Source organism: Rhodococcus sp. SBT000017, assembly GCF_003688915.1.
GTDB lineage: Bacteria > Actinomycetota > Actinomycetes > Mycobacteriales > Mycobacteriaceae > Rhodococcoides.
The window spans coordinates 1-20308 of sequence record NZ_REFU01000002.1; the positions used below are offsets into that span (position 1 = coordinate 1).

Here is a 20308-nt window from a genome sequence, read left to right on the forward strand (position 1 = left end):
TTTACTCGTAATGCAATTTCGCCGAGTCTATGGTTGAGACAGCTGAGAAGTCGTTACGCCATTCGTGCAGGTCGGAACTTACCCGACAAGGAATTTCGCTACCTTAGGATGGTTATAGTTACCACCGCCGTTTACTGGGGCTTAAATTCTCAGCTTCGCCTCACTGGCTAACCGGTCCTCTTAACCTTCCAGCACCGGGCAGGCGTCAGTCCGTATACATCGTCTTACGACTTCGCACGGACCTGTGTTTTTAGTAAACAGTCGCTTCTCACTGGTCTCTGCGGCCCCACCCAGCTCACACTGCAAGAGTGATCACCGGACAGGGCCCCCTTCTCCCGAAGTTACGGGGGCATTTTGCCGAGTTCCTTAACCATAGTTATCTCGATCGCCTTAGTATTCTCTACCTGACCACCTGTGTCGGTTTGGGGTACGGGCCGTGTAACAACTCACTAGAGGCTTTTCTCGGCAGCATAGGATCACTGAATTCGCCTCAATCGGCTACGCATCACCTCTCAGGCTTGATGAACGGCGGATTTGCCTACCGTTCGCCCTACAGGCTTACACCAGTACAACCACTGACTGGCCCAGCTACCTTCCTGCGTCACCCATCGCTTGGCTACTACCAGATCAGGTCCCACGCATCCACCACACGCCTCACTCTCGAAAGAGATCAGTCACGTGGATTCAGGGTGGTTAGTGTCACTGATTCACCATGGGCGCGGTTACACGGGTACGGGAATATCAACCGTTGTCCATCGGCTACGCCTGTCGCCTCGTCTTAGGTCCCGACTCACCCTGGGCGGATTAACCTGGCCCAGGAACCCTTGGTCATTCGGCGGACGAGTTTCTCACTCGTCTTTCGCTACTCATGCCTGCATTCTCACTCGCGCAGCCTCCACACCTGGATCACTCCGATGCTTCCATGGCTGCACGACGCTCCCCTACCCACCCACACACCTGCACACAAATCCGCAGACTTGCATGGGGCTGTTGTGTGAGTGCCGCAGCTTCGGTGGTGTACTTGAGCCCCGCTACATTGTCGGCGCAGGATCACTTGACCAGTGAGCTATTACGCACTCTTTCAAGGGTGGCTGCTTCTAAGCCAACCTCCTGGTTGTCTTCGCGACCCCACATCCTTTTCCACTTAGTACACGCTTAGGGACCTTAGCTGGCGATCTGGGCTGTTTCCCTCTCGACTACGAACCTTATCGCCCGCAGTCTCACTGCCACGCTCTCACTCACCGGCATTCGGAGTTTGGCTGATTTCGGTAAGCTTGTAGGCCCCCTAGACCATCCAGTAGCTCTACCTCCGGCGAGAAACACGTGACGCTGCACCTAAATGCATTTCGGGGAGAACCAGCTATCACGGAGTTTGATTGGCCTTTCACCCCTACCCACAACTCATCCCCTCAGTTTTCAACCTAAGTGGGTTCGGTCCTCCACGACGTCTTACCGTCGCTTCAACCTGGCCATGGGTAGATCACTCCGCTTCGGGTCTAGAACACGCCACTACACCACACAAGGTGGATACGCCCTATTCGGACTCGCTTTCGCTACGGCTACCCCACACGGGTTAACCTCGCGACATGCCACTAACTCGCAGGCTCATTCTTCAAAAGGCACGCCATCACCAGCAACAGTAAACTGTTCACCAGCTTTGACGGATTGTAAGCGCACGGTTTCAGGTACTATTTCACTCCCCTCCCGGGGTACTTTTCACCTTTCCCTCACGGTACTAGTCCGCTATCGGTCACCAGGGAGTATTCAGGCTTATCGGGTGGTCCCGACAGATTCACAGCAGATTTCACGGGCCCGCTGCTACTTGGGTATCCACAACGACAGTTGCAATGTTTTCGTCTACGGGACTCTCACCCTCTACGACAGGCCGTTCCAGACCACTTCGACTAACACCACAATTTCTCACTGTCGGCCGATCCGGCAGAATCGACAATGCAAACCCCACAACCCTCCATACGCAACCCCTGCCGGGTATCACACGCACAAAGTTTGGCCTCATCCGCTTTCGCTCGCCACTACTCACGGAATCACTATTGTTTTCTCTTCCTGTGGGTACTGAGATGTTTCACTTCCCCACGTTCCCTCCACACACCCTATATATTCAGGTGCAGGTAACACGACATCACTCGTGCTGGGTTTCCCCATTCGGACACCCTCGGATCACAGCTCGGTTGACAGCTCCCCGAGGCTTATCGCAGCCTCCTACGTCCTTCATCGGCTCCTGGTGCCAAGGCATCCACCGTACGCTCTTCATTACTTACAACAAAGATGCTCGCGTCCACTGTGCAATTCTCAAACAACACACACTCGAAAGACTCGCTGCACTACCAGCCACCACCCGAACCTCCGAAAAGACCCGAACAATGCGATGTAGATACAATCTCCCGCTTGTATATGTCTTGCCTAGAAAGAAACATGCTTTCGCGTGTTCTCTCAGGACCCAACAGTGCATCGATATAGTTCCTGCCGGCGAAACATGGTTTCGCGTTCTGCAGGATCTGATTGTCAGTGTTCCACCCGTGAGCTCCCGCCGTTCCACGTGTGGGAACGAAACGGGCTCTGCCAGACCATCATCCGAGCACCTGTGTGCTGGTACATGTCCTGGAGAATGCTCCTTAGAAAGGAGGTGATCCAGCCGCACCTTCCGGTACGGCTACCTTGTTACGACTTCGTCCCAATCGCCGATCCCACCTTCGACGGCTCCCTCCCACAAGGGGTTAGGCCACCGGCTTCGGGTGTTACCGACTTTCATGACGTGACGGGCGGTGTGTACAAGGCCCGGGAACGTATTCACCGCAGCGTTGCTGATCTGCGATTACTAGCGACTCCGACTTCACGGGGTCGAGTTGCAGACCCCGATCCGAACTGAGACCAGCTTTAAGGGATTCGCTCCACCTCACGGTCTCGCAGCCCTCTGTACTGGCCATTGTAGCATGTGTGAAGCCCTGGACATAAGGGGCATGATGACTTGACGTCGTCCCCACCTTCCTCCGAGTTGACCCCGGCAGTCTCTTACGAGTCCCCGCCATAACGCGCTGGCAACATAAGACAAGGGTTGCGCTCGTTGCGGGACTTAACCCAACATCTCACGACACGAGCTGACGACAGCCATGCACCACCTGTACACCGACCACAAGGGGGACCGTATCTCTACGGTTTTCCGGTGTATGTCAAACCCAGGTAAGGTTCTTCGCGTTGCATCGAATTAATCCACATGCTCCGCCGCTTGTGCGGGCCCCCGTCAATTCCTTTGAGTTTTAGCCTTGCGGCCGTACTCCCCAGGCGGGGCGCTTAATGCGTTAGCTACGGCACAGATCCCGTGGAAGGAACCCACACCTAGCGCCCACCGTTTACGGCGTGGACTACCAGGGTATCTAATCCTGTTTGCTACCCACGCTTTCGTTCCTCAGCGTCAGTTGTTTCCCAGAGACCCGCCTTCGCCACCGGTGTTCCTCCTGATATCTGCGCATTTCACCGCTACACCAGGAATTCCAGTCTCCCCTGAAACACTCAAGTCTGCCCGTATCGCCTGCAAGCCCGAAGTTGAGCCCCGGGTTTTCACAAACGACGCGACAAACCGCCTACGAACTCTTTACGCCCAGTAATTCCGGACAACGCTCGCACCCTACGTATTACCGCGGCTGCTGGCACGTAGTTAGCCGGTGCTTCTTCTGCAGGTACCGTCACTCACGCTTCGTCCCTGCTGAAAGAGGTTTACAACCCGAAGGCCTTCATCCCTCACGCGGCGTCGCTGCATCAGGCTTCCGCCCATTGTGCAATATTCCCCACTGCTGCCTCCCGTAGGAGTCTGGGCCGTGTCTCAGTCCCAGTGTGGCCGGTCACCCTCTCAGGTCGGCTACCCGTCGTCGCCTTGGTAGGCCATTACCCCACCAACAAGCTGATAGGCCGCGGGCCCATCCTGCACCGATAAATCTTTCCACCACAACACATGCATGCTGTAGTCATATCCGGTATTAGACCCAGTTTCCCAAGCTTATCCCAGAGTGCAGGGCAGATCACCCACGTGTTACTCACCCGTTCGCCGCTCGTGTACCCCGAAAGGCCTTACCGCTCGACTTGCATGTGTTAAGCACGCCGCCAGCGTTCGTCCTGAGCCAGGATCAAACTCTCCGTAAAAGACCTGCGAAACAACAACCCCACCCCCGAAAAGAGAGCAGAAGCTGCGAATCAGTCAAAGACATCAAGTCAAATCACTAGCAGAAAAACTCAACTAGCATTCAAAACAACACCCGACAACAACCACCACAAGCGGGCAGCTGATACATCGAATGCATTCACCAAAACAAATAATTTCGGCACTGACATTCATCGACACACTGTTGAGTTCTCAAAGAACACGCACACACCGTCGCCGCCGCTTGCACGGAAACTTCGGGGCTCACACGCTCGAACCCCAGGCATGGCTGATACCATCTCGCCTTGCCTGGGTTGTTCAGTGCATACGCCGTACAACCTCGTTGTCCCGGTTTGTGAAGACCGGGTCGGTGTCCGTGTCGCTCTGACTCGACAAAAGTTACGCGAAGACCAACGCTTACGCAAATCGCCTGGTCAGATGTAATTTTCGTGTGAACATCTGCCGCACGACTCGGTCAGAGGATCGCGACGGCATCGATTTCGACCGACATCTCTTCTCTGGGCAGTCCTGTGAACACCGTCGTGCGGCTCGGCAGGACATCCCCCGACGTATGCGCCGACACGAACTGGCCATAGGCGTCGTTCATGGTCGAGAAGTCCTCGCGCTTGGTCAGATACACCCTGAGCATGACGACGTCGTCGAATGTCGCACCGCTGGCCTCGACGATGGCTTTGACGTTCTCGAGGGTGCGGGTCGTCTGCGCGGCAACATCGCCTGGATACAGGTACTCGCTGGTGGCCGGGTCGACCGGCCCCTGCCCGAAACCTGAACGAACGATCCCTTCCGGACTCCTTGGGAAAAGGTGTGAGCCGGTGCGGGCGCACCTGTGGTGCGAATTTCGATCTTTTCACTCATCGTGATCCTTCCTTCGAGCTCTCGTTTTGTGTCTTGCGGTCTTGGGTTTCTTGCGGTCGCCAGCCCAACCCCTCGGATATCGTGGCCGCAGCACGCTGCACTTCGGGGAGTGTGGCGAGCACCTGCTGGTGATCGAGCAGCATGTCGGGCACAGAAATCGACACCGCGGCCACCACATCACCGGTTCCGTTGCGCACTGCGCAGCCGATGCAGTTGACGAAGGACTCGTGCTCCTCGCGGTCTTCGGCGAACCCCTGCTCGAGCACTAGGTCCAGCTCGCGCAGATAGCCCTCGGCCGTCGTGATGGTTCGTTCGGTGAACGGCGTGTAGGTGATGCCGCGTGCAATCTGCGCTCGCTCTGCCTCGGGACGGGCCGAGATCAGAATCTTCCCCACAGCTGTGCAGTGGAGAGGTGCCGGCTTTCCGATTCGCGAATACATCCGCACACTCTGTTGGGCGTCGAACTTGTCGATGTAGATGACGTCGCCCGCCTCGTAGGTGGCGAGGTGGACGGTCTGACCGGTGATCGAGTTCAGTTCGGCCAGGTGCGGCCTGGCAATGCTCCGAACGTCACGCTGTTCGAGCGCATGGTTGGCGAGCTCGAACAGCCTGGATCCGAGCTGATATCGGTGATCTGCGTCGTGCTGGACGAATCTGTCGGCTTCCATCGTGCGCAGCAGCCGCAGCACGGTCGTCTTGTGGACCTCGAGGACCGAAGCCAGCTCGTCCAGTGATCGCGGTCCGTCGCCGAGCAAGCCGAGAAGTGTCATCGCCCGCGCGAGACTTTGACTCACTGCGATACCCCCGAGTGACGCGCGGTAGTGGCTGCGTAGTCCAGCCTCGCCCAATCGACGTCGGCCAGTTCGGCCAGTTCGTTCAGCACCGCCAGAGGCAGCACCGAGGCGATGTCGCCGTGCCCGGTCAAGGCACCCGCCGCACACAGATGCCCGAACCGAACGCGCTCGATGGAACTCCTGCCCAACAGCAGTCCGGTCAGATATCCGCCCGCGAACGCGTCTCCGGCACCGATCTTTTCGACTACGTCGAGCTTCAGCGCCGGTACGTCGACCCGAGAGGTTCCCTCGAACGCCGTCACGGTGTGCGCATCGTTCTTGATCACCAGGTGGTGTGGTTGCGGAAACATCTCGCGCAACTCGGCGGGATCGGATGTGCCGAACACCAGGGCAGCTTCGTCGGCACCCATCGACACCACATCGCTTCCTCGAACATGTTCCCCGAGCACATCGGTGGCTGCGTCCGGCCGAGACTTCCACAGCGCCGGCCGATAGTTCAGATCGAAGCTGACGACGGTGGGTAGATCCAACAAGGACCTCGTCAGGTCGGCCGCGGTATCGGAGATGGCCACGGTGATTCCGGTGAAGTGGATCAGGTCGGCACGGGCAACCAGGTTCGACGCGTGCCCGTCGATGTCTCCGGGCGACAGGGCGCTCGCAGCCGAGCCGGCGCGAAAGTACGTCATCGCACTGTCTCCGCATGCAAGGTCGTGTCGGTCGCCGGAACCCGAGCCGCGTTGCTTCACGTACATCCCCGTGGGTCGCTCGTCGTCGATGGTCACACCGGCGGTGTCGACACCTGCCGCGGCCAATTGTCCGACGAGGTACCGGCCGAATCCGTCGTCGCCCACTCGTGAGATCCACGATGCGTCCACGCCCAATTGACCGAACACCCTGGCCACGTTGGCTTCTGCGCCCCCGGCCGTGCGGTGGAACGTGTCCGACTTCTCCAGTGGGCCCGGCTCGGCAACCAGAACGACGAGGCCTTCGCCTACACACACCGCTCGTGGTGCTTTCACGTCGATCTCCTCGAACTCTTGCGGGAACGCTGACTTTCGTTGCAGACTACAAACCATAAACACATTGCGCAACTGCCGTTGCAAATTACGCAACGTTATGCGATTTTTCCAAGACCGAGGAGACGAACGTGATCGACACCGATGCCGTCGAGGCACTGAGCCGACGAGTGCTCGGACCCGAGCACAAGGCGCTGCCCCCCAGGTCGTGGGGGCACACCATCGAGAGCTTTCTCGCCACGTCGCCTCGGCTGTCCGAGTTCACGACGCCCGTACTCACTCTCGACCGTGCACGCATCGCATCGAACATCTCGGTGATGGCCGAGTGGACGGCGCGCGCGGGAGTGCTGCTCGCACCCCACGGCAAGACGTCGATGGCCCCTCAACTGTGGAAACAGCAACTCGACGCGGGAAGCTGGGCCATCACCCTCGCAACCGGATGGCAGGTTCAGGCAGCACGTGCGTTCGGGGTCGAGCGGATCGTTCTCGCCAATGCCGAGATCGACCCTGTTGCGCTGACATGGATTGCGGCCGAACTGGATTCGCATCCGACATTCGAGTTCTACTGCTGGGCGGACAGCGTTGCAACGGTGCACGAGATGGACCGCATACTGACGGCGCAGGGAACACGCCCCATCCCGGTCATCGTCGAACTCGGTGGCCCGCACGGCCGAACCGGCGCACGGACAACAGACGAAGCGACCGCGGTCGCTCGTGCGATCGCGTCGTCGCCGCGGCTGAGTCTGGCCGGGGTCGGCGGTTACGAGGGCGCACTCAGCCACGATCGGACCGACAGCGGCCTCGCGGCGGTTCGGGCCTATCTCGAGAATGTCGCCGCCCTCCATCGCGCGCTCGATGCCGATGCGTTGTACGGAGACCATGCGATCGTGACCGCCGGCGGCAGCGCCTACCAGGACCTCGTTGTCGAGCGGTTGCAGTCCCTCACCACCGGGGAGGGGGTACGTACCGACGTAGTGCTGCGCTCGGGTGCCTATGTGGTGCACGACGACGGCTTCTACTCGCAGATCTCACCACTGACTCCCGCCCGCACCGACGCGCCGCTGATGTCGGCGATGCACGGATGGGCTCGGACGGTCTCCCGGCCGGAGCCCGGTCTCGCGCTGCTCGATGCAGGCAAGCGGGACTTTCCGTTCGACGAAGGTCTGCCTGTCCCCCAGCTGGTTCGGGGAACCGAGACCCTCGATCCCGATGCCGGCATCACAGCGCTGAACGATCAGCACGCGTTCCTTCGGCTACCTGCCGAGGACGCCGCGGCGCTGCCGGTGGGATCGGTGGTGCGGTTGGGCCTGTCTCACCCGTGCACCGCATTCGACAAGTGGCGTCTGGTTCCCGTCGTCGACAACGCCGATGGCGACGATCCCCGCGTCGTCGATCTCGTGCACACATTCTTCTAGAGAGCCGAAAACCCATGTCCGATATCCTCATTCGAGGTGCCGACGTCATCGACGGCACCGGTTCACCGCGACTGCGTCGTGACGTTCTCGTACGCGACGGAATCATCGCCTCGATCGCCGAACCCGGCACAGTTGGCGGTGCCGACAGAATCGTCGACGCGACTCCGGGGCAGGTCCTGTCCCCCGGGTTCATCGACATGCATGGCCATTCCGATCTGCGTCTGCTGACCGACCCCGACCACTTCCCGAAAATCAGTCAGGGCGTCACCACCGAGGTCATCGGACAGGACGGCATCGCCTACGCTCCGATCGACGATGCGACGCTCGATGTGGTGCGGCGTCAGATCGCCGGATGGAACGGCAATCCCGTCGACCTCGACTTCTCGTGGCGTTCGGTCTCGGAGTACCTCGCTCGCCTCGACCAGGGGATCACTCCGAACGCTGCCTATCTCGTTCCTCAGGGAACACTGCGATACCTCGCGGTGGGCCCTGATCAGCGACCCGCGACGCCGTCCGAGATCTCCCACATGCAGGAGTTGCTGGCCCAGGGATTGCAGGAGGGTGCCGTCGGAATGTCGAGCGGATTGACGTACACGCCCGGAATGTACGCGGACACAAGCGAATTACGAGCACTGTGCGAGGTCGTCGCCGACGTCGGTGGGTTCTATGCGCCGCACACTCGGTCGTACGGCGCGGGGGCGCTCGACGCGTACCAGGAGATGCTCGATCTCTCCCGGGAGACAGGATGTGCGCTGCATCTGACTCACGCGACGATGAACTTCGGCGTCAATCGGGGCCGGGCACATGAGTTCCTGGACCGCGTCGATTCTGCGATCGCGAACGGATGCGACGTCACCCTCGACACGTATCCGTATCTGCCCGGAGCCACCACTCTCTCAGCGCTGCTGCCGAGTTGGGCGATGTCCGGTGGCCCGGACCGCGCGCTCGAACGCCTCGACGATCCGGACATGCGTCGACGCATCGCACAGGATGTCGACGTCGACGGGTCCGACGGCTGCCATGGCGTGACCGTCGAGTGGGAGACCATCCAGCTCAGCGGAGTGGCGAATCCGGAACTAGATCGCTACGTCGGGCGCACGATGTCCGACATCGCGGCCGAGGCGGGTCGGTCCCCGGTGGACGTGTTCTTCGACTTCCTTCGCCGAGACGCGCTGGCCACCACCATCCTTCAGCACGTCGGACACGAGGAGAACGTGCGCGAGATCATGGCGCATCCACGCCATATGGGCGGAAGCGACGCGATCCTGGTCGGTGAGAAGCCACACCCACGCGCCTGGGGGACGTTCCCCCGCTACCTGGGTCACTACGTTCGGGACGAGCAGCTGCTCTCCCTCGAGGACTGCATCAATCACCTCACCGGTCGTCCCGCTGCGCGGCTCCGCCTTCGCGGCCGCGGCACGATCGCCGAAGGGCACGCAGCCGATCTCGTCCTGTTCGACCCGGCCACCGTGCGCGACACCGCCACGTTCGAGAACCCGAAGCAACAGGCCGAGGGCATCAGCCACGTCATGGTCAACGGCGCGTTCGCCATCGACGATCGACGCCCCACTCATTCTCTGGCGGGCCACGCCCTGCGGATGAATCCCACCGGAAAGCAAACATCGTGAACGCACTGACGACGATTCTCGAGGACCGCGCACTGTCGGTGGTCCGCGCCCCGCACATCTCGGATCCTGCCGCGTTGGCAGATGCGCTCGCGCGCGGAGGAATTCGCGCGCTCGAGCTGACCTTCACCACACCCGGCGTCCTCGAACTGATCCGCGCGGCATCGAACTCAGGTGCAGTCGTCGGGGCGGGCACCGTCCTGACCGCCGACCACGCGCGCTCCGCGATCGACGCCGGGGCGCACTTCGTCGTGACCCCCGGGCTGCGTCCCGACGTTGCCGCAATCGTCACCGAGGCCGGGATCCCGCTGATGATGGGCGCGCTCACCCCGTCGGAAGTGATGATCGCCCTCGATCTCGGAGCGGATGCCGTGAAGATATTTCCGGCTCGGACCGTCGGGCCCGCGTATTTCAAGGATCTGCTCGGTCCCTTCCCCGACGCACGACTCGTTCCGTCCGGCGGCGTCAACGCGGGCAACGCTGCTCAGTTCCTGGCATCCGGTGCCGTCGCAGTGACTGCAGGCACCGATGTGGTTCCACCGGCGTCGGTCGCGGCCGCCCAGTGGGACGACATCACCGTGCGAGCGCAGACGTTCGTGGCGGCTATCAGTGCAGACATCAAGGAAGGCTCGTCATGAATTCTGTCGTCGACTGGCTCAGGACCTCCACGCCAGGTCTACTCGTATTGTGCGGCATCGCAATTGCCGTACTGCTCGTCGTCATCATCAAGGTCAAGCTCGAACCGTTCATCGCACTTCTCATCGTCGGCCTCGGCTTGGCTCTGGCTGCCGGTTTGCCCGTCAACGAGATAGTGGGCACCGCGATCAAGAGCAACGAGTCGCTTCTCGAAACCGGATTCGGCGGCATTCTCGGGCACATCGCAGTCATCATCGGACTGGGAACGGTCCTGGGCGCGATTCTCGAAAAGTCCGGTGGCGCACAGGCACTGACCGCCAAGCTACTGGGGGTCTTCGGAGAACGCGGAGCTCCGATCGCAATGGGACTGCTGGGGCTGATCTTCGGCATCCCGGTGTTCTTCGACATCGGCATCTTCGTCCTGGCACCTCTGGTGTACGTGGCGGCGCGTCAAGGCGGAAAGTCGTTGGTGCTCTATGCGTTGCCGATGCTGGCAGGGTTGTCCATGACGCACGCCTTCTTGCCGCCACATCCGGGTCCGGTTGCCCTCGGCGGGTTGCTCGAGGTGAACCTGGGCTGGCTCATCCTGTTCGGATTCATCTGCGGAATACCAGGATTCATCGCCGCCGGCCTGGTGTGGGGTAACTGGATCGGCAAACGCATCATCGTCGACGTCCCCGAGGACTTCATCAACGACGGAAACGACGCGAGCACCACCGAGGGTGGAGGCGCAGGCACGGTCGCGACCAAGCGACCGGTCGTCACGACGCCGCCGTCGGTGGGCACCATCGGAGCGATCATTGCCGTTCCATTGGTCCTGATCCTCGGTGCCACGTTCGGCAGTATTCTGCTCGATCCCGGCAACCTCCTCGAAGTGCTCACGTTCTTCGGCACACCGGCCGTCGCACTGCTCATCGCAGTACTGATCGCGTTCTACGTGTTGGGAATCCGCCGCGGATCCACGGTCCAGGAATTGAGCACACTGACCGGAGAATCTCTGCGTCCGGTGGGCATGTTGCTGCTCGTCGTCGGTGCAGGCGCGTTCTTCGGAAAGGTCATCTCGGCCACGGGCATCGGCACCGCGTTGGCCGACACCATGGCGGCCGCGGGCCTACCGATCATCGTCTTGGCCTACATCATCAGCTGCGCGCTGCGCGTGGCGCAGGGCTCGGCCACAGTGGCCATCGTGACGACCGGCGGAATCGTCGGACCCCTGGTTGCAGCTCAGGACTACTCGGCTCCGGCCGTCGCGCTCATCGCCATGTCCATCGCGGCGGGTTCGATCATCGCCAGCCACGTCAACGACGGCGGATTCTGGATCATCGCGAAGTTCTTCAACCTCACCGTCAAGCAGACACTGCAAACGTGGACGGTCCTCGAGACGATTCTGTCCGTGGTCAGCTTCGCCGTCGCGGGAATTCTGTTCGCGATCATCGCCTAGTGACAGTGGCGCGATTCAGTGCCCTGGACGGCACTCAGTCGCGCCACTGGGTTCGCACTTGATCACCGACGAAGTGCGTGTTCTCGGCAGACATCTCCCGGCTCCCCGACCGCCCGACGAGGTCATCGATCCGATCGTCCAAGCTGTGCGCGCGGGCCATCGCGTCGGATGTGCGTGCCTCGGTCTCCGAGGACTCGACCACATTCGCGAGCCGAACCAGCGCGGCCACCCGTCCGGTCAACTGCTTCCACACCACTTCCAATGCGCCACGGCGGGATTCGACCTGCGCTGCGGTCTCCTCGTCGACCATCGTTTCACCGATCCGATTCAGCTCGGTCGCTACCGTACGCAGCGACGTGGCATCGACCGAGATCTCGGTGAGTTCGACGAACAGGTCCAGCTGATTGCGTTGGATCTCGAAGTACGTCGACTGCCATGCAGGCGAACGACGCACCCGATCGAACGACATGCCGGCGAGGAACAGCAGGGTGTCGTAGCGGTCGACGAAGCGGTCGTCCTTTCGGTCCACGAATTGATCGACCATTCCTGTCGCCCAGTCGACTCTGTCGCCCACCGGGGTTTTGCGCGCCAGCGTGCTCACCCGATCCGTGGCCGCATCCACCAGCGACAGGCCACGCTCGGCGATCGGGCCGAACTTCTGAGGCGCAGGCGTTCTCGTCAACGCATCGAAGACCGCGTCCCGCTGGTCCAGGTCGAGATGCACACCTTCCCGGCGCTCTTTTCGCGCCGCGCGTACTCCGGTGGCGTAGTGCCGGTTGGACATCACCACGGTGGTGCGGTGGTGATTGACGCGTTTGGTCAACTCGGCAGCTCGGAGTCTGTACACGAGAGCCGACCCGGGCTTGCTCGTCGTGTCCTTGGCGAGCCAGCGATCGCGCTCGTCCACCAGGTTGCGCAGTGCGCCGAATCCACCGATCGACGGTAGCGAGCGTCCGGCGCGCCATCGGTTTACGAGGACGGCTCGGGTGGCCTCGTCCACTCGCCCGGCCGCGATGGCGACGGCGGCCGCGTCGGAGAGTGGCTCGGAGTGACCGGGCAACCGGCAGTCGGCACAGCGGCGGTGGACCTCGTCGTCGAATCGGGCACGCTGTTCGGCCGACTCACTGCCATCGAACTCGGACATCGTCTCTCCTAGGTCACGCCGCATCGCCGGTGTCGTCGACGGATCGCTCGCCATCGAGTGTTCCAGAAGTTCAGATCAGTCCGCGCAGCGATTCCTCGGTCTGCGGCTTCTTCTCGGCCAGCAGGGTGCGCGCCACGTCGAGACCCTCCCAGACGTTCCACATCAGTACGCCCCGAACGACGGCATCGTCGTCGAGGTAGTAGACGACGCCTTCCTTGCCGACCGACTTCCAGTCCTCGACGACATCGAGCGTCGTGGACACAGTGCCGATCGCCTGATAGCCGTCGTCGTAGACGTCGGAGTAGAAGTACGGGGTGTACGTGTAGGGATCTGCGGCACCGGCCATGTTGCGTCCTGCGGCCTTGCCCATCTCGGTCGCGTTGTCGACATGCTCGATCCGTCGGCGTCCGAGGATGGCGTCGGGGTAGTTCGCCACGTCACCGGCGGCATAGACGTGTTCGTCCTCGGTCCGGAGGAACTCGTCTACGACCACGCCGTCGTCGACCGCAAGCCCTGCAGATTCGGCCAGTTCCGTGTCGGGTCGCACGCCGAGTCCGAACACGACGCCGTCCGCCTCCACGGTCGAACCGTCGTCGAGTTGCAGTTGTACGCGCGCCGACGCCTCGGCTCCGGAAACGACCCTCGTCCCTCGGCGCACGGTCACACCGTGGCCGGCGAAACCCTTGTCGAAGCCGGCAGCCAGGCTCGACGGAAACATGTGTCCCCCGAGTACGGCGTCCGTCGTCACCAGTGTGACCTTCACACCCTGGAGAGACAGGGCAGCTGCGATTTCGGTGCCGATGTATCCGCCGCCGACCACGGCGATGTGATCGGCGGTCTTCGTCAGCTCGCGCAGCGCTCGGTAGTCGGCAAAAGTGCGGAAATACACCACGCGGGGGCTGGGAGCGAGTTCGATTCGCGTCGGCGTCGCACCCGTTGCCAGGAGAAGCTTTCCGTACTCGTGGTGATCTCCGGCTTCGGTGGTGACCGATGAGTTCGAGCGGTCGACCGATCCGACTCGAGTTCCGGTGTGCACCTCTGCACCGGTGTCGGAAGCCGTGTCGAGTGAGACCTGATCGCGGCCGAACTCCGGGTCGGTCCACAGTTTCTTCGACAGCGCAGGGCGCGTGTACGGCGCATCGGGGTCCGCTCCGAGGATGCCGATGGACCCCGTCGCGTCCTGCTCGCGGATTCCGCGAGCTGCGCTGTCCGCAACCATTCCCCCGCCGATGATCAGGTAGTCGTAACGCATCGTTCACTCCTCGAAAGTCGACGTCATTCACTTCGTGGCTACCCGGAACAACACGAGAAGAATCCTTCGAGCCGCTCCGTCCGGAGAACCCGCAGGTAGCGGAACCGACCGGACTGTATGCAGCATCACACCCCGAAGAGGTTGGCCCAGGCCCGTCGAGTGGGCATCTTGGTCTGGGCGACGAAACATCGTTTTTACTCGGGTCGAGCTGTAACGGTTCCGGCCGGCCGAACGACTCACACCTCAGGACGCGAACAAAAGGAGACGATGTGACTGTTCAGATCGATTCGCTCGCAATTGGCACCGACAGTGCCGATATCGCGACAGCTGACGTCGACCAGCTCTTCGACGAAGTTTCAACGCTGGACGCCACCATCCTCGACGCCATCGAGCGTCGCACCCGCCTGGCGCGCACGCTTGCTGCGGCAACGCCCGGCGCCACCGAGTCGGACCAGGCAGCCGACCCCTACGCAGACCTCGGCAACGACGGCCACGTCTTCTCACGCATGCTGTCGCGCCTCGCGCAGATCGCGCGATAGCCACACGCCCCCTTCAGCTTCGCAGTCCGCGACCCCGTCGAGCACCCGCTCGGCGGGGTCGCGTCGTGTCGGCACATCTGCACCCGATGACTTTTCGGATCGACAGCTGTCAGTACGAGCAAGACCGTTGTTCGACGGTTCGACGCAGCAGGTTCTTCCAGAAAAGGTGTGTATCCATGTCACGTTTGCTGTTCGCCAACATGCCCGTCCGCGACGTCGTCGCCACCCGCGCATTCTTCGAGGGTCTCGGATTCGAGTTCAACGATGTCTTCAGCGACGAAAACTGCGCCTCGATGGTCGTCAGCGAGCAGGCGACCGTGATGTTCCTGGCCACCTCGCGATTCGAGGACTTCATCTCCGACTCGATCTGCGACACGAGCTCGGCCCGGGAGGTGCTGATGTGCGTCTCTGCCGACAGCCGCGAGGAAGTCGATTCGCTCACCGACGCGGCAATCGCCGCCGGTGGATCGAAGTGGATGGAGCCCCAGGATCACGGGTTCATGTACGGCCGGGCGTTCCGCGACCTCGACAACCACGTGTGGGAAGTGATGTGGATGGATCCGTCGGCCGTCTCGGAGAGCTGAACGGCCGTTCGTCTATTGGCGGTCGGGCAGACCGAATCGATCGAACAGTGTCAGATCGAAGAAGCAGGCCACATGCCCGACCCCTCTGGCATCGACATCGAGAACATGCAGCTGGAACGGCCGGTGCACACCGTCCTCGGCCAGCATGTACAGCCCGTAAGCGGGCTGACCGTTGGCAGAGGTGGACACCATCCGCATATCGCCTGCTCCGTTCGCGGGGCAGTTGTTCCGGATGAGAGATCCGATGGTCTCGCCACCCTGGTACCACCCGACGAACGGCGGCATTTCCCACACCGCGTCCGAGGTGAAGAGGGTGACCAGTCGGTCGATGTCGTAGCTCTCGAAACACTCCACGTACTGCGTTAGAAGTTTCTGCAATTCCGCGGATTCGATGGGCTCGACATCGTCGAGCTCGGGCGCGATCTCGTCGAGGCGCTCCCGTGCTCGCTGCAGGAGGCTGTTGACTGCGGTCGTCGTCGTGGCGAGAACCTCGGCAACCTCCGACGCTTTCCACTGCAACACTTCGCGCATCAGCAGCACCGCGCGTTGCCGCGACGACAGATGTTGCAGTGAGGCGACGAAGGCGAGTCGCACGGATTCCTTGGCCACCACGATCGAGGCGGGATCACTCGCATCCGCCAGATCGGAATCGGCGATCGGCTCGAGCCACGGAATCTCGTTGTTCTGCACCAGTTCGTCGGTGGGGCCCGAACTCGGTGCACCCAAGCCTGTCGGCAAGGGACGCTTCGCCCGGCCGTCCAGAGCGGTGAGACAGGTATTGGTTGCGATTCGGTACAGCCATGTTCGTAGCGACGAACGGCCCTCGTATTTGGCGTACCCACGCCACGCGCGAATGTACGTCTCCTGCAACAGGTCCTCGGCATCGTGAATCGACCCGGTCATGCGATAGCAGTGCGCGAGCAACTCACGACGAAAGGGATCGAACTGTTCGACGAAGTCGTCCTTCTGTTCCGAGGCCACGGTCATGCGGTAGAGCGTAAACCGGACACACGCGCGCCACAGCTCGAACGCGCGCCGCCGAAAGGATTGCCGACACTTCTGCGTTAACCTCGGCATCGTGACATCGGCAACGAGTATCGACGACTTGGTCGAAGAGCTGTACCTGCAGCGCCGTCGAGCGTGGGAAGCCGCTCTCGTCACCGCGCAGAATTTCCTCGAGACCATCGCCGACGAGATTCTCGAGGACGTCGATCGAGACCGCTTGAATGCGCAGACGGCACGAATCAAGGACCCGGGACGATCGGCCGACAAACTGCGCCGCTATCTCTCCGAGGGCCGCATCACCGAGCCGACCGACGCCGATGCCGTCGCCGAGGCGTTGCCCGATCTCGTCGGCGTCAAGGTGCTGTGCAAGACCCCGCGCGATCAACTGACGTTCGTCGCTGCGCTCGAGCGCGCGTGCAACGACCCGGAATGCTCTGTACGGTTCGCGCAACCACCCACCGACTACGTGGCCTTTCCCAAGCCGAGTGGCTACCGCGCGTACCACGCCGTGCTGGTCGTTCGAGTGGCAACACATCAGGGTGATCTCGATGTGAAGGTGGAAGTTCAGGTCAAGACGCGCCTGCAGGACGCCTGGGGCGAGCTGACCCACGAGGACATGTACAAGCCCGGTGAGGCACTCAAGCCGACCAAGAAGCACACCGACTACGCCGCGCACATGGCCCACCTGCTCGATCAGGTGGATGCGATGGCCGACGATCTGGCCGCGCAGCTCGACTCGTTGACGGCCGCGTCGAAGGACGGGGGCGTTCTCGCGGCCGACCCGATTCCGAAGGATCCGGACTTCATCAGCGCCAGGGTCACCCGCACCGGTCCACGGTATGCACTCGCCGTCGGACCGGACGGCCGCAGAGGCCTGGTTCCCGCACGATCGGTGAAAGCGGTCATCGGCTCGACCGACCGGATCGCCGTCAACGACTACCTCGAAGTGGGCGACTTCATCGATGTGGTGGTCGAGGACTCCGAGGATGCGCTCTACTATCACCTCACTTCGCAGCCGCCACGACGCAAGCCCGCGAAGAAGCGCAAGCGCTGACCGGCGGTTCTCAGGAACATCTCACGTCGGTCCGGTAGACATGCCTCCTCGTGACCACTACCGAGAAATCCACGGTCGTCACCGATGCCGACAGTGTCGACACAGCGACCGACGAAACCGCGACCACAGACCGGCGCTCGACAATCCGCTCCGCCGAGACTCTGGTGCCGGCCGTCTCTTTCGCCGTGCTGGCGACCCTGTACTCGGTGATGTCCGTCCTCGGCCATCGCCAGCTCCGAACATCCGGATTCGACCTGGGGATATTCGTTCAGCAGATCGCGTCGTACTCGCAGTTTCGCGCGCCGACGTCCGACCTACTCGGCACCGGCTACAACACGCTCGGCGATCACTTCTCGCCCATCACCGCGTTGCTGGGACCTCTCTACCGGGTGTTCCCACACGCCGAGACGCTGCTGATCGCCCAGGCCGTGCTGTTCGCGCTTGCCGTGATTCCGATCAGCAGACTGGCGGTACAGAAATTCGGCACGGTCGTCGGCATCGTGACGGCCGCGGCGTTCGGGCTGTCGTGGGGCGTGCAGGCCGCGCTGAACTTCGATTTCCACGAGGTGGCGTTCGCGATGCCCCTACTGGCCGTGTCGATGGTCGCGCTGGTTCGACAGCGCTGGCTGCCGGCCCTGGCCTGGGCTGTACCGTTGGTGTTCGTCAAAGAGGACATGGGCCTGACGGTGATCGTCGTCGGGGCGTTGGTCGCGCTCTGGACGAGCGGCCGCACTCGCATCCTGGGGGCGTTGACTGCTGTCTGGGGACTGACCTGGGTAGTTCTCGCGGTCAAGGTGATCATCCCGGCCCTCAGCTCGGACAACTCGTACGACCAGGGCTCGAAGCTGCCTCCGCTCGGTGAAGGCATCGCCGACACCGCGCACGGTCTGGTTGCCGGCGATTCACGGGCGGCCACCGCTTTTCTGCTGCTCGCGGTCACCGGGTTCTTCGCCCTGCGATCGCCACTGCTCCTGGTCGCCGTCCCGACGGTCGCGTGGCGCTTTCTCAGTGACAACACCAACTTCTGGAAGCCGATCTATCACTACAACGCGATCCTCATGGTCATCGTGTTCGTCGCCTTGCTCGACGCATTGGCGCGTAGCCACCGGCACGGTCAGCTCACCGAACGCGGCCGGAAGCTGATCGTCGCGTTCGTGGCCGCGTTCGCAGTTGTCGCATTGCCGTTCCTGCCCATGTCACGTGTGGTGCACGCGCAGGAATGGACGATCGATCCGCAGGCCGCGACCGCCCGAGAGATCTCCGAGTGGATTCCTGCCGGTGATCGAGTTGCGGCGTCGAACAATCTCGTGGCCCAACTCGTCGCCGACCACGCCGTGTCGGTCTTTCCGCAGCGCACGACCGATTCGACGGTCCCCGAGTGGATCGTCGTCAACCAGCAGCGGCCTGCGGGTTGGCCGACGGACGAGACCGGCGATCGTCAGGCGGTCAGCCGGGCGCTGGCGAGCGGATACGACGTCGTCTTCTCCGTCGACGGAATCGAGGTCCTGCACCGCGACTGAGTGGTCCCGATTAGTGTTCGAACGAGTCGACCTCCCAGTCGACTCATAGAGACGACTACCGCAAGGCAGGTACAGGACATCGACGCTCGAACCGGCGATCTCGGCGCCACCAAGACCGCATCGAAGCGCTCACCGTGGAATCGGAAGAATCCCTACCGCGCGCAGATTCTGAGCAACCGCCGTCTCTCCGGCCCCACGTCGGCCAAAGAAGTTCGACACTTCTCGATCGCGCTCGGCGAGAGCGGCATCGCCTACGAGGCCGGCGACGGATTCGGCGTCAAACCCGTCAACGACGCGGCGCTGGTCTCGGCTGTGATCGAGCGCCTCGGCGTGCCCGCCGACACCGCGGTCCACACCAAATCCGGCGAGATCACCTTGGCCCATGCTTTGACCACGGACTACGAGATCGGCATCCCGTCCATGGATCTGATCGAGGCCGTGGCCGAACGCGCCGGTGACGCCGAGCTCGATCACGTTCTGCAGAACGGCGACCGCGCGTCGTTCGACGCCTGGACGTGGGGTCGGGACGTCGTCGACGTTCTCGATCTGGATCGGTCGGGGGCGTTCGATCCAGCCGAATTCCTCGGTTTGCTGCGTCCTCTGCAACACCGGGTCTACTCGATTTCGTCGTCGCCGATCGCGCACGAGGGCACCGTGCATCTGACCGTGTCCACAGTTCGATATCGGTCGGCCGAGCGAGATCGCGGTGGTGTCTGCTCGACGTATCTGGCCGATCGCGTCGGGGAGGAACACCAGGCCGGGGTATTCCTGTCGGCCAACAAATCGTTCCGCCTCCCGTCCGACGACACCCCGATCATCATGATCGGTCCTGGAACCGGAGTGGCACCGTTCCGAGCTTTTCTGCACGAGCGTCGTGCCCGGGGCGCGACAGGCGAGAACTGGCTGTTCTTCGGCGATCAGCATCGAGCCAGCGACTTCCTGTACGAGGACGAAGTCGTCGATTTCGAGCGCGACGGTCTGTTGACTCGACTCGATCTGGCCTTCTCTCGCGACCAACCGCAGAAGATCTACGTCCAGCACCGCATGCGGGAGGCAGGCAAGGAGCTCTACGGGTGGCTCGAAGCGGGTGCGCAGCTCTATGTGTGCGGCGATGCGGCTCGCATGGCCAAGGGCGTCGACGAGGCATTGCACGAGATCGTCGCCGAGCATGGTGGCCTCTCCCCCGATGCCGCCGAGGACTACGTCAACGACCTCAAGCAATCCAAGCGCTACCTGCGCGACGTGTACTGACTC

General features: G+C 62.1%; 14 protein-coding genes, 2 rRNA genes and 1 pseudogene. 9 read left to right on the plus strand and 8 right to left on the minus strand.

Going from position 1 to position 20308, the window contains the following annotated elements:
• The 5 genes and pseudogenes from AYK61_RS21215 to AYK61_RS21235 all read right to left on the minus strand — a co-directional run.
• A 23S ribosomal RNA gene (locus AYK61_RS21215) occupies positions 1-2281 on the minus strand; the annotation flags it as partial.
• Between the two features lie 356 nt (positions 2282-2637).
• Positions 2638-4155, minus strand: a 16S ribosomal RNA gene (locus tag AYK61_RS21220).
• A 473-nt stretch (positions 4156-4628) separates the two neighbouring features.
• A pseudogene (locus tag AYK61_RS21225) lies at positions 4629-5029 on the minus strand (RidA family protein).
• The gene (locus AYK61_RS21230; protein WP_121872977.1) at positions 5026-5823 is read right to left on the minus strand and encodes an IclR family transcriptional regulator; all 798 of its coding nucleotides are present in this window, start codon (positions 5821-5823) and stop codon (positions 5026-5028) included. Before AYK61_RS21230 ends, AYK61_RS21225 begins: the two are co-directional and overlap by 4 nt.
• Positions 5820-6842 carry a sugar kinase gene (locus AYK61_RS21235; RefSeq protein ID WP_259468211.1) on the minus strand — a complete coding sequence of 341 codons (1023 nt, stop codon included), beginning with the start codon at positions 6840-6842 and terminating at the stop codon, positions 5820-5822. The genes AYK61_RS21230 and AYK61_RS21235 overlap by 4 nt, the downstream gene beginning before the upstream one ends.
• A 128-nt stretch (positions 6843-6970) precedes the next feature.
• Here AYK61_RS21235 and AYK61_RS21240 point away from each other — a divergent pair, with 128 nt between their 5' ends.
• From AYK61_RS21240 to AYK61_RS21255, 4 genes are read left to right on the plus strand one after another with little or no spacing between them, the layout of a single operon-like run.
• Positions 6971-8254: an alanine racemase gene (locus AYK61_RS21240; RefSeq protein ID WP_121872979.1), complete on the plus strand. Its 1284-nt coding sequence runs from the start codon at positions 6971-6973 to the stop codon at positions 8252-8254.
• Positions 8255-8268: 14 nt separating this feature from the next.
• On the plus strand, positions 8269-9882 hold the full coding sequence (locus tag AYK61_RS21245; protein WP_121872980.1) for an amidohydrolase family protein: 1614 nt from the start codon (positions 8269-8271) through the stop codon (positions 9880-9882).
• On the plus strand, positions 9879-10517 hold the full coding sequence (locus AYK61_RS21250) for a bifunctional 4-hydroxy-2-oxoglutarate aldolase/2-dehydro-3-deoxy-phosphogluconate aldolase (protein ID WP_121872981.1): 639 nt from the start codon (positions 9879-9881) through the stop codon (positions 10515-10517). Before AYK61_RS21245 ends, AYK61_RS21250 begins: the two co-directional genes overlap by 4 nt.
• Positions 10514-11956 (plus strand): GntP family permease, encoded by a 1443-nt coding sequence (locus AYK61_RS21255; RefSeq protein ID WP_121872982.1) that lies wholly within the window; start codon positions 10514-10516, stop codon positions 11954-11956. Before AYK61_RS21250 ends, AYK61_RS21255 begins: the two co-directional genes overlap by 4 nt.
• 34 nt (positions 11957-11990) lie before the next feature.
• Here AYK61_RS21255 and AYK61_RS21260 read toward each other — a convergent pair whose 3' ends face one another.
• Both AYK61_RS21260 and AYK61_RS21265 read right to left on the minus strand, forming a co-directional pair.
• Positions 11991-13100, minus strand: a complete 1110-nt coding sequence (locus AYK61_RS21260) for a hypothetical protein (RefSeq protein WP_121872983.1) — start codon at positions 13098-13100, stop codon at positions 11991-11993.
• A 70-nt stretch (positions 13101-13170) separates the two neighbouring features.
• Entirely contained in the window at positions 13171-14352 is a 1182-nt protein-coding gene (locus AYK61_RS21265) for an NAD(P)/FAD-dependent oxidoreductase (RefSeq protein WP_121872984.1), read from the minus strand.
• A 269-nt stretch (positions 14353-14621) separates the two neighbouring features.
• Here AYK61_RS21265 and AYK61_RS21270 point away from each other — a divergent pair, with 269 nt between their 5' ends.
• Together AYK61_RS21270 and AYK61_RS21275 are read left to right on the plus strand one after the other, a co-directional pair.
• Complete coding sequence (locus tag AYK61_RS21270) at positions 14622-14891, plus strand: hypothetical protein (protein ID WP_121872985.1); 270 nt, start codon at positions 14622-14624, stop codon at positions 14889-14891.
• Between the two features lie 176 nt (positions 14892-15067).
• Entirely contained in the window at positions 15068-15475 is a 408-nt protein-coding gene (locus AYK61_RS21275; RefSeq protein WP_121872986.1) for a VOC family protein, read from the plus strand.
• Positions 15476-15487: 12 nt separating this feature from the next.
• Here AYK61_RS21275 and AYK61_RS21280 read toward each other — a convergent pair whose 3' ends face one another.
• The gene (locus tag AYK61_RS21280) at positions 15488-16462 is read right to left on the minus strand and encodes a sigma-70 family RNA polymerase sigma factor (protein WP_121872987.1); all 975 of its coding nucleotides are present in this window, start codon (positions 16460-16462) and stop codon (positions 15488-15490) included.
• Between the two features lie 91 nt (positions 16463-16553).
• Between AYK61_RS21280 and AYK61_RS21285 the strand changes: the two genes are divergently transcribed.
• Genes AYK61_RS21285 through AYK61_RS21295 form a run of 3 tightly spaced genes read left to right on the plus strand, consistent with a single transcriptional unit; the run spans position 16554 to position 20305 of the window.
• A complete protein-coding gene (locus AYK61_RS21285; protein ID WP_094613371.1) occupies positions 16554-17534 on the plus strand; it encodes a GTP pyrophosphokinase family protein in 981 nt (326 codons plus the stop codon).
• A gap of 50 nt (positions 17535-17584) precedes the next feature.
• Positions 17585-19054, plus strand: a complete 1470-nt coding sequence (locus tag AYK61_RS21290) for a DUF2079 domain-containing protein (protein ID WP_121872988.1) — start codon at positions 17585-17587, stop codon at positions 19052-19054.
• Positions 19055-20305, plus strand: coding sequence for a sulfite reductase subunit alpha (locus AYK61_RS21295; RefSeq protein WP_259468212.1), 1251 nt, complete (start codon positions 19055-19057; stop codon positions 20303-20305).
• Positions 20306-20308 lie beyond the last annotated feature (3 nt).

Excerpts from the sequence above, each read along its gene's own strand:
- AYK61_RS21245 (WP_121872980.1), top strand. The coding sequence starts at position 8,269 with ATGTCCGATATCCTCATTCGAGGTGCCGACGTCATCGACGGCACCGGT.
- AYK61_RS21255 (WP_121872982.1), top strand. The coding sequence starts at position 10,514 with ATGAATTCTGTCGTCGACTGGCTCAGGACCTCCACGCCAGGTCTACTC.
- AYK61_RS21260 (WP_121872983.1), bottom strand. The coding sequence starts at position 13,100 with ATGTCCGAGTTCGATGGCAGTGAGTCGGCCGAACAGCGTGCCCGATTC.
- AYK61_RS21265 (WP_121872984.1), bottom strand. The coding sequence starts at position 14,352 with ATGCGTTACGACTACCTGATCATCGGCGGGGGAATGGTTGCGGACAGC.
- AYK61_RS21275 (WP_121872986.1), top strand. The coding sequence starts at position 15,068 with ATGTCACGTTTGCTGTTCGCCAACATGCCCGTCCGCGACGTCGTCGCC.
- AYK61_RS21280 (WP_121872987.1), bottom strand. The coding sequence starts at position 16,462 with ATGACCGTGGCCTCGGAACAGAAGGACGACTTCGTCGAACAGTTCGAT.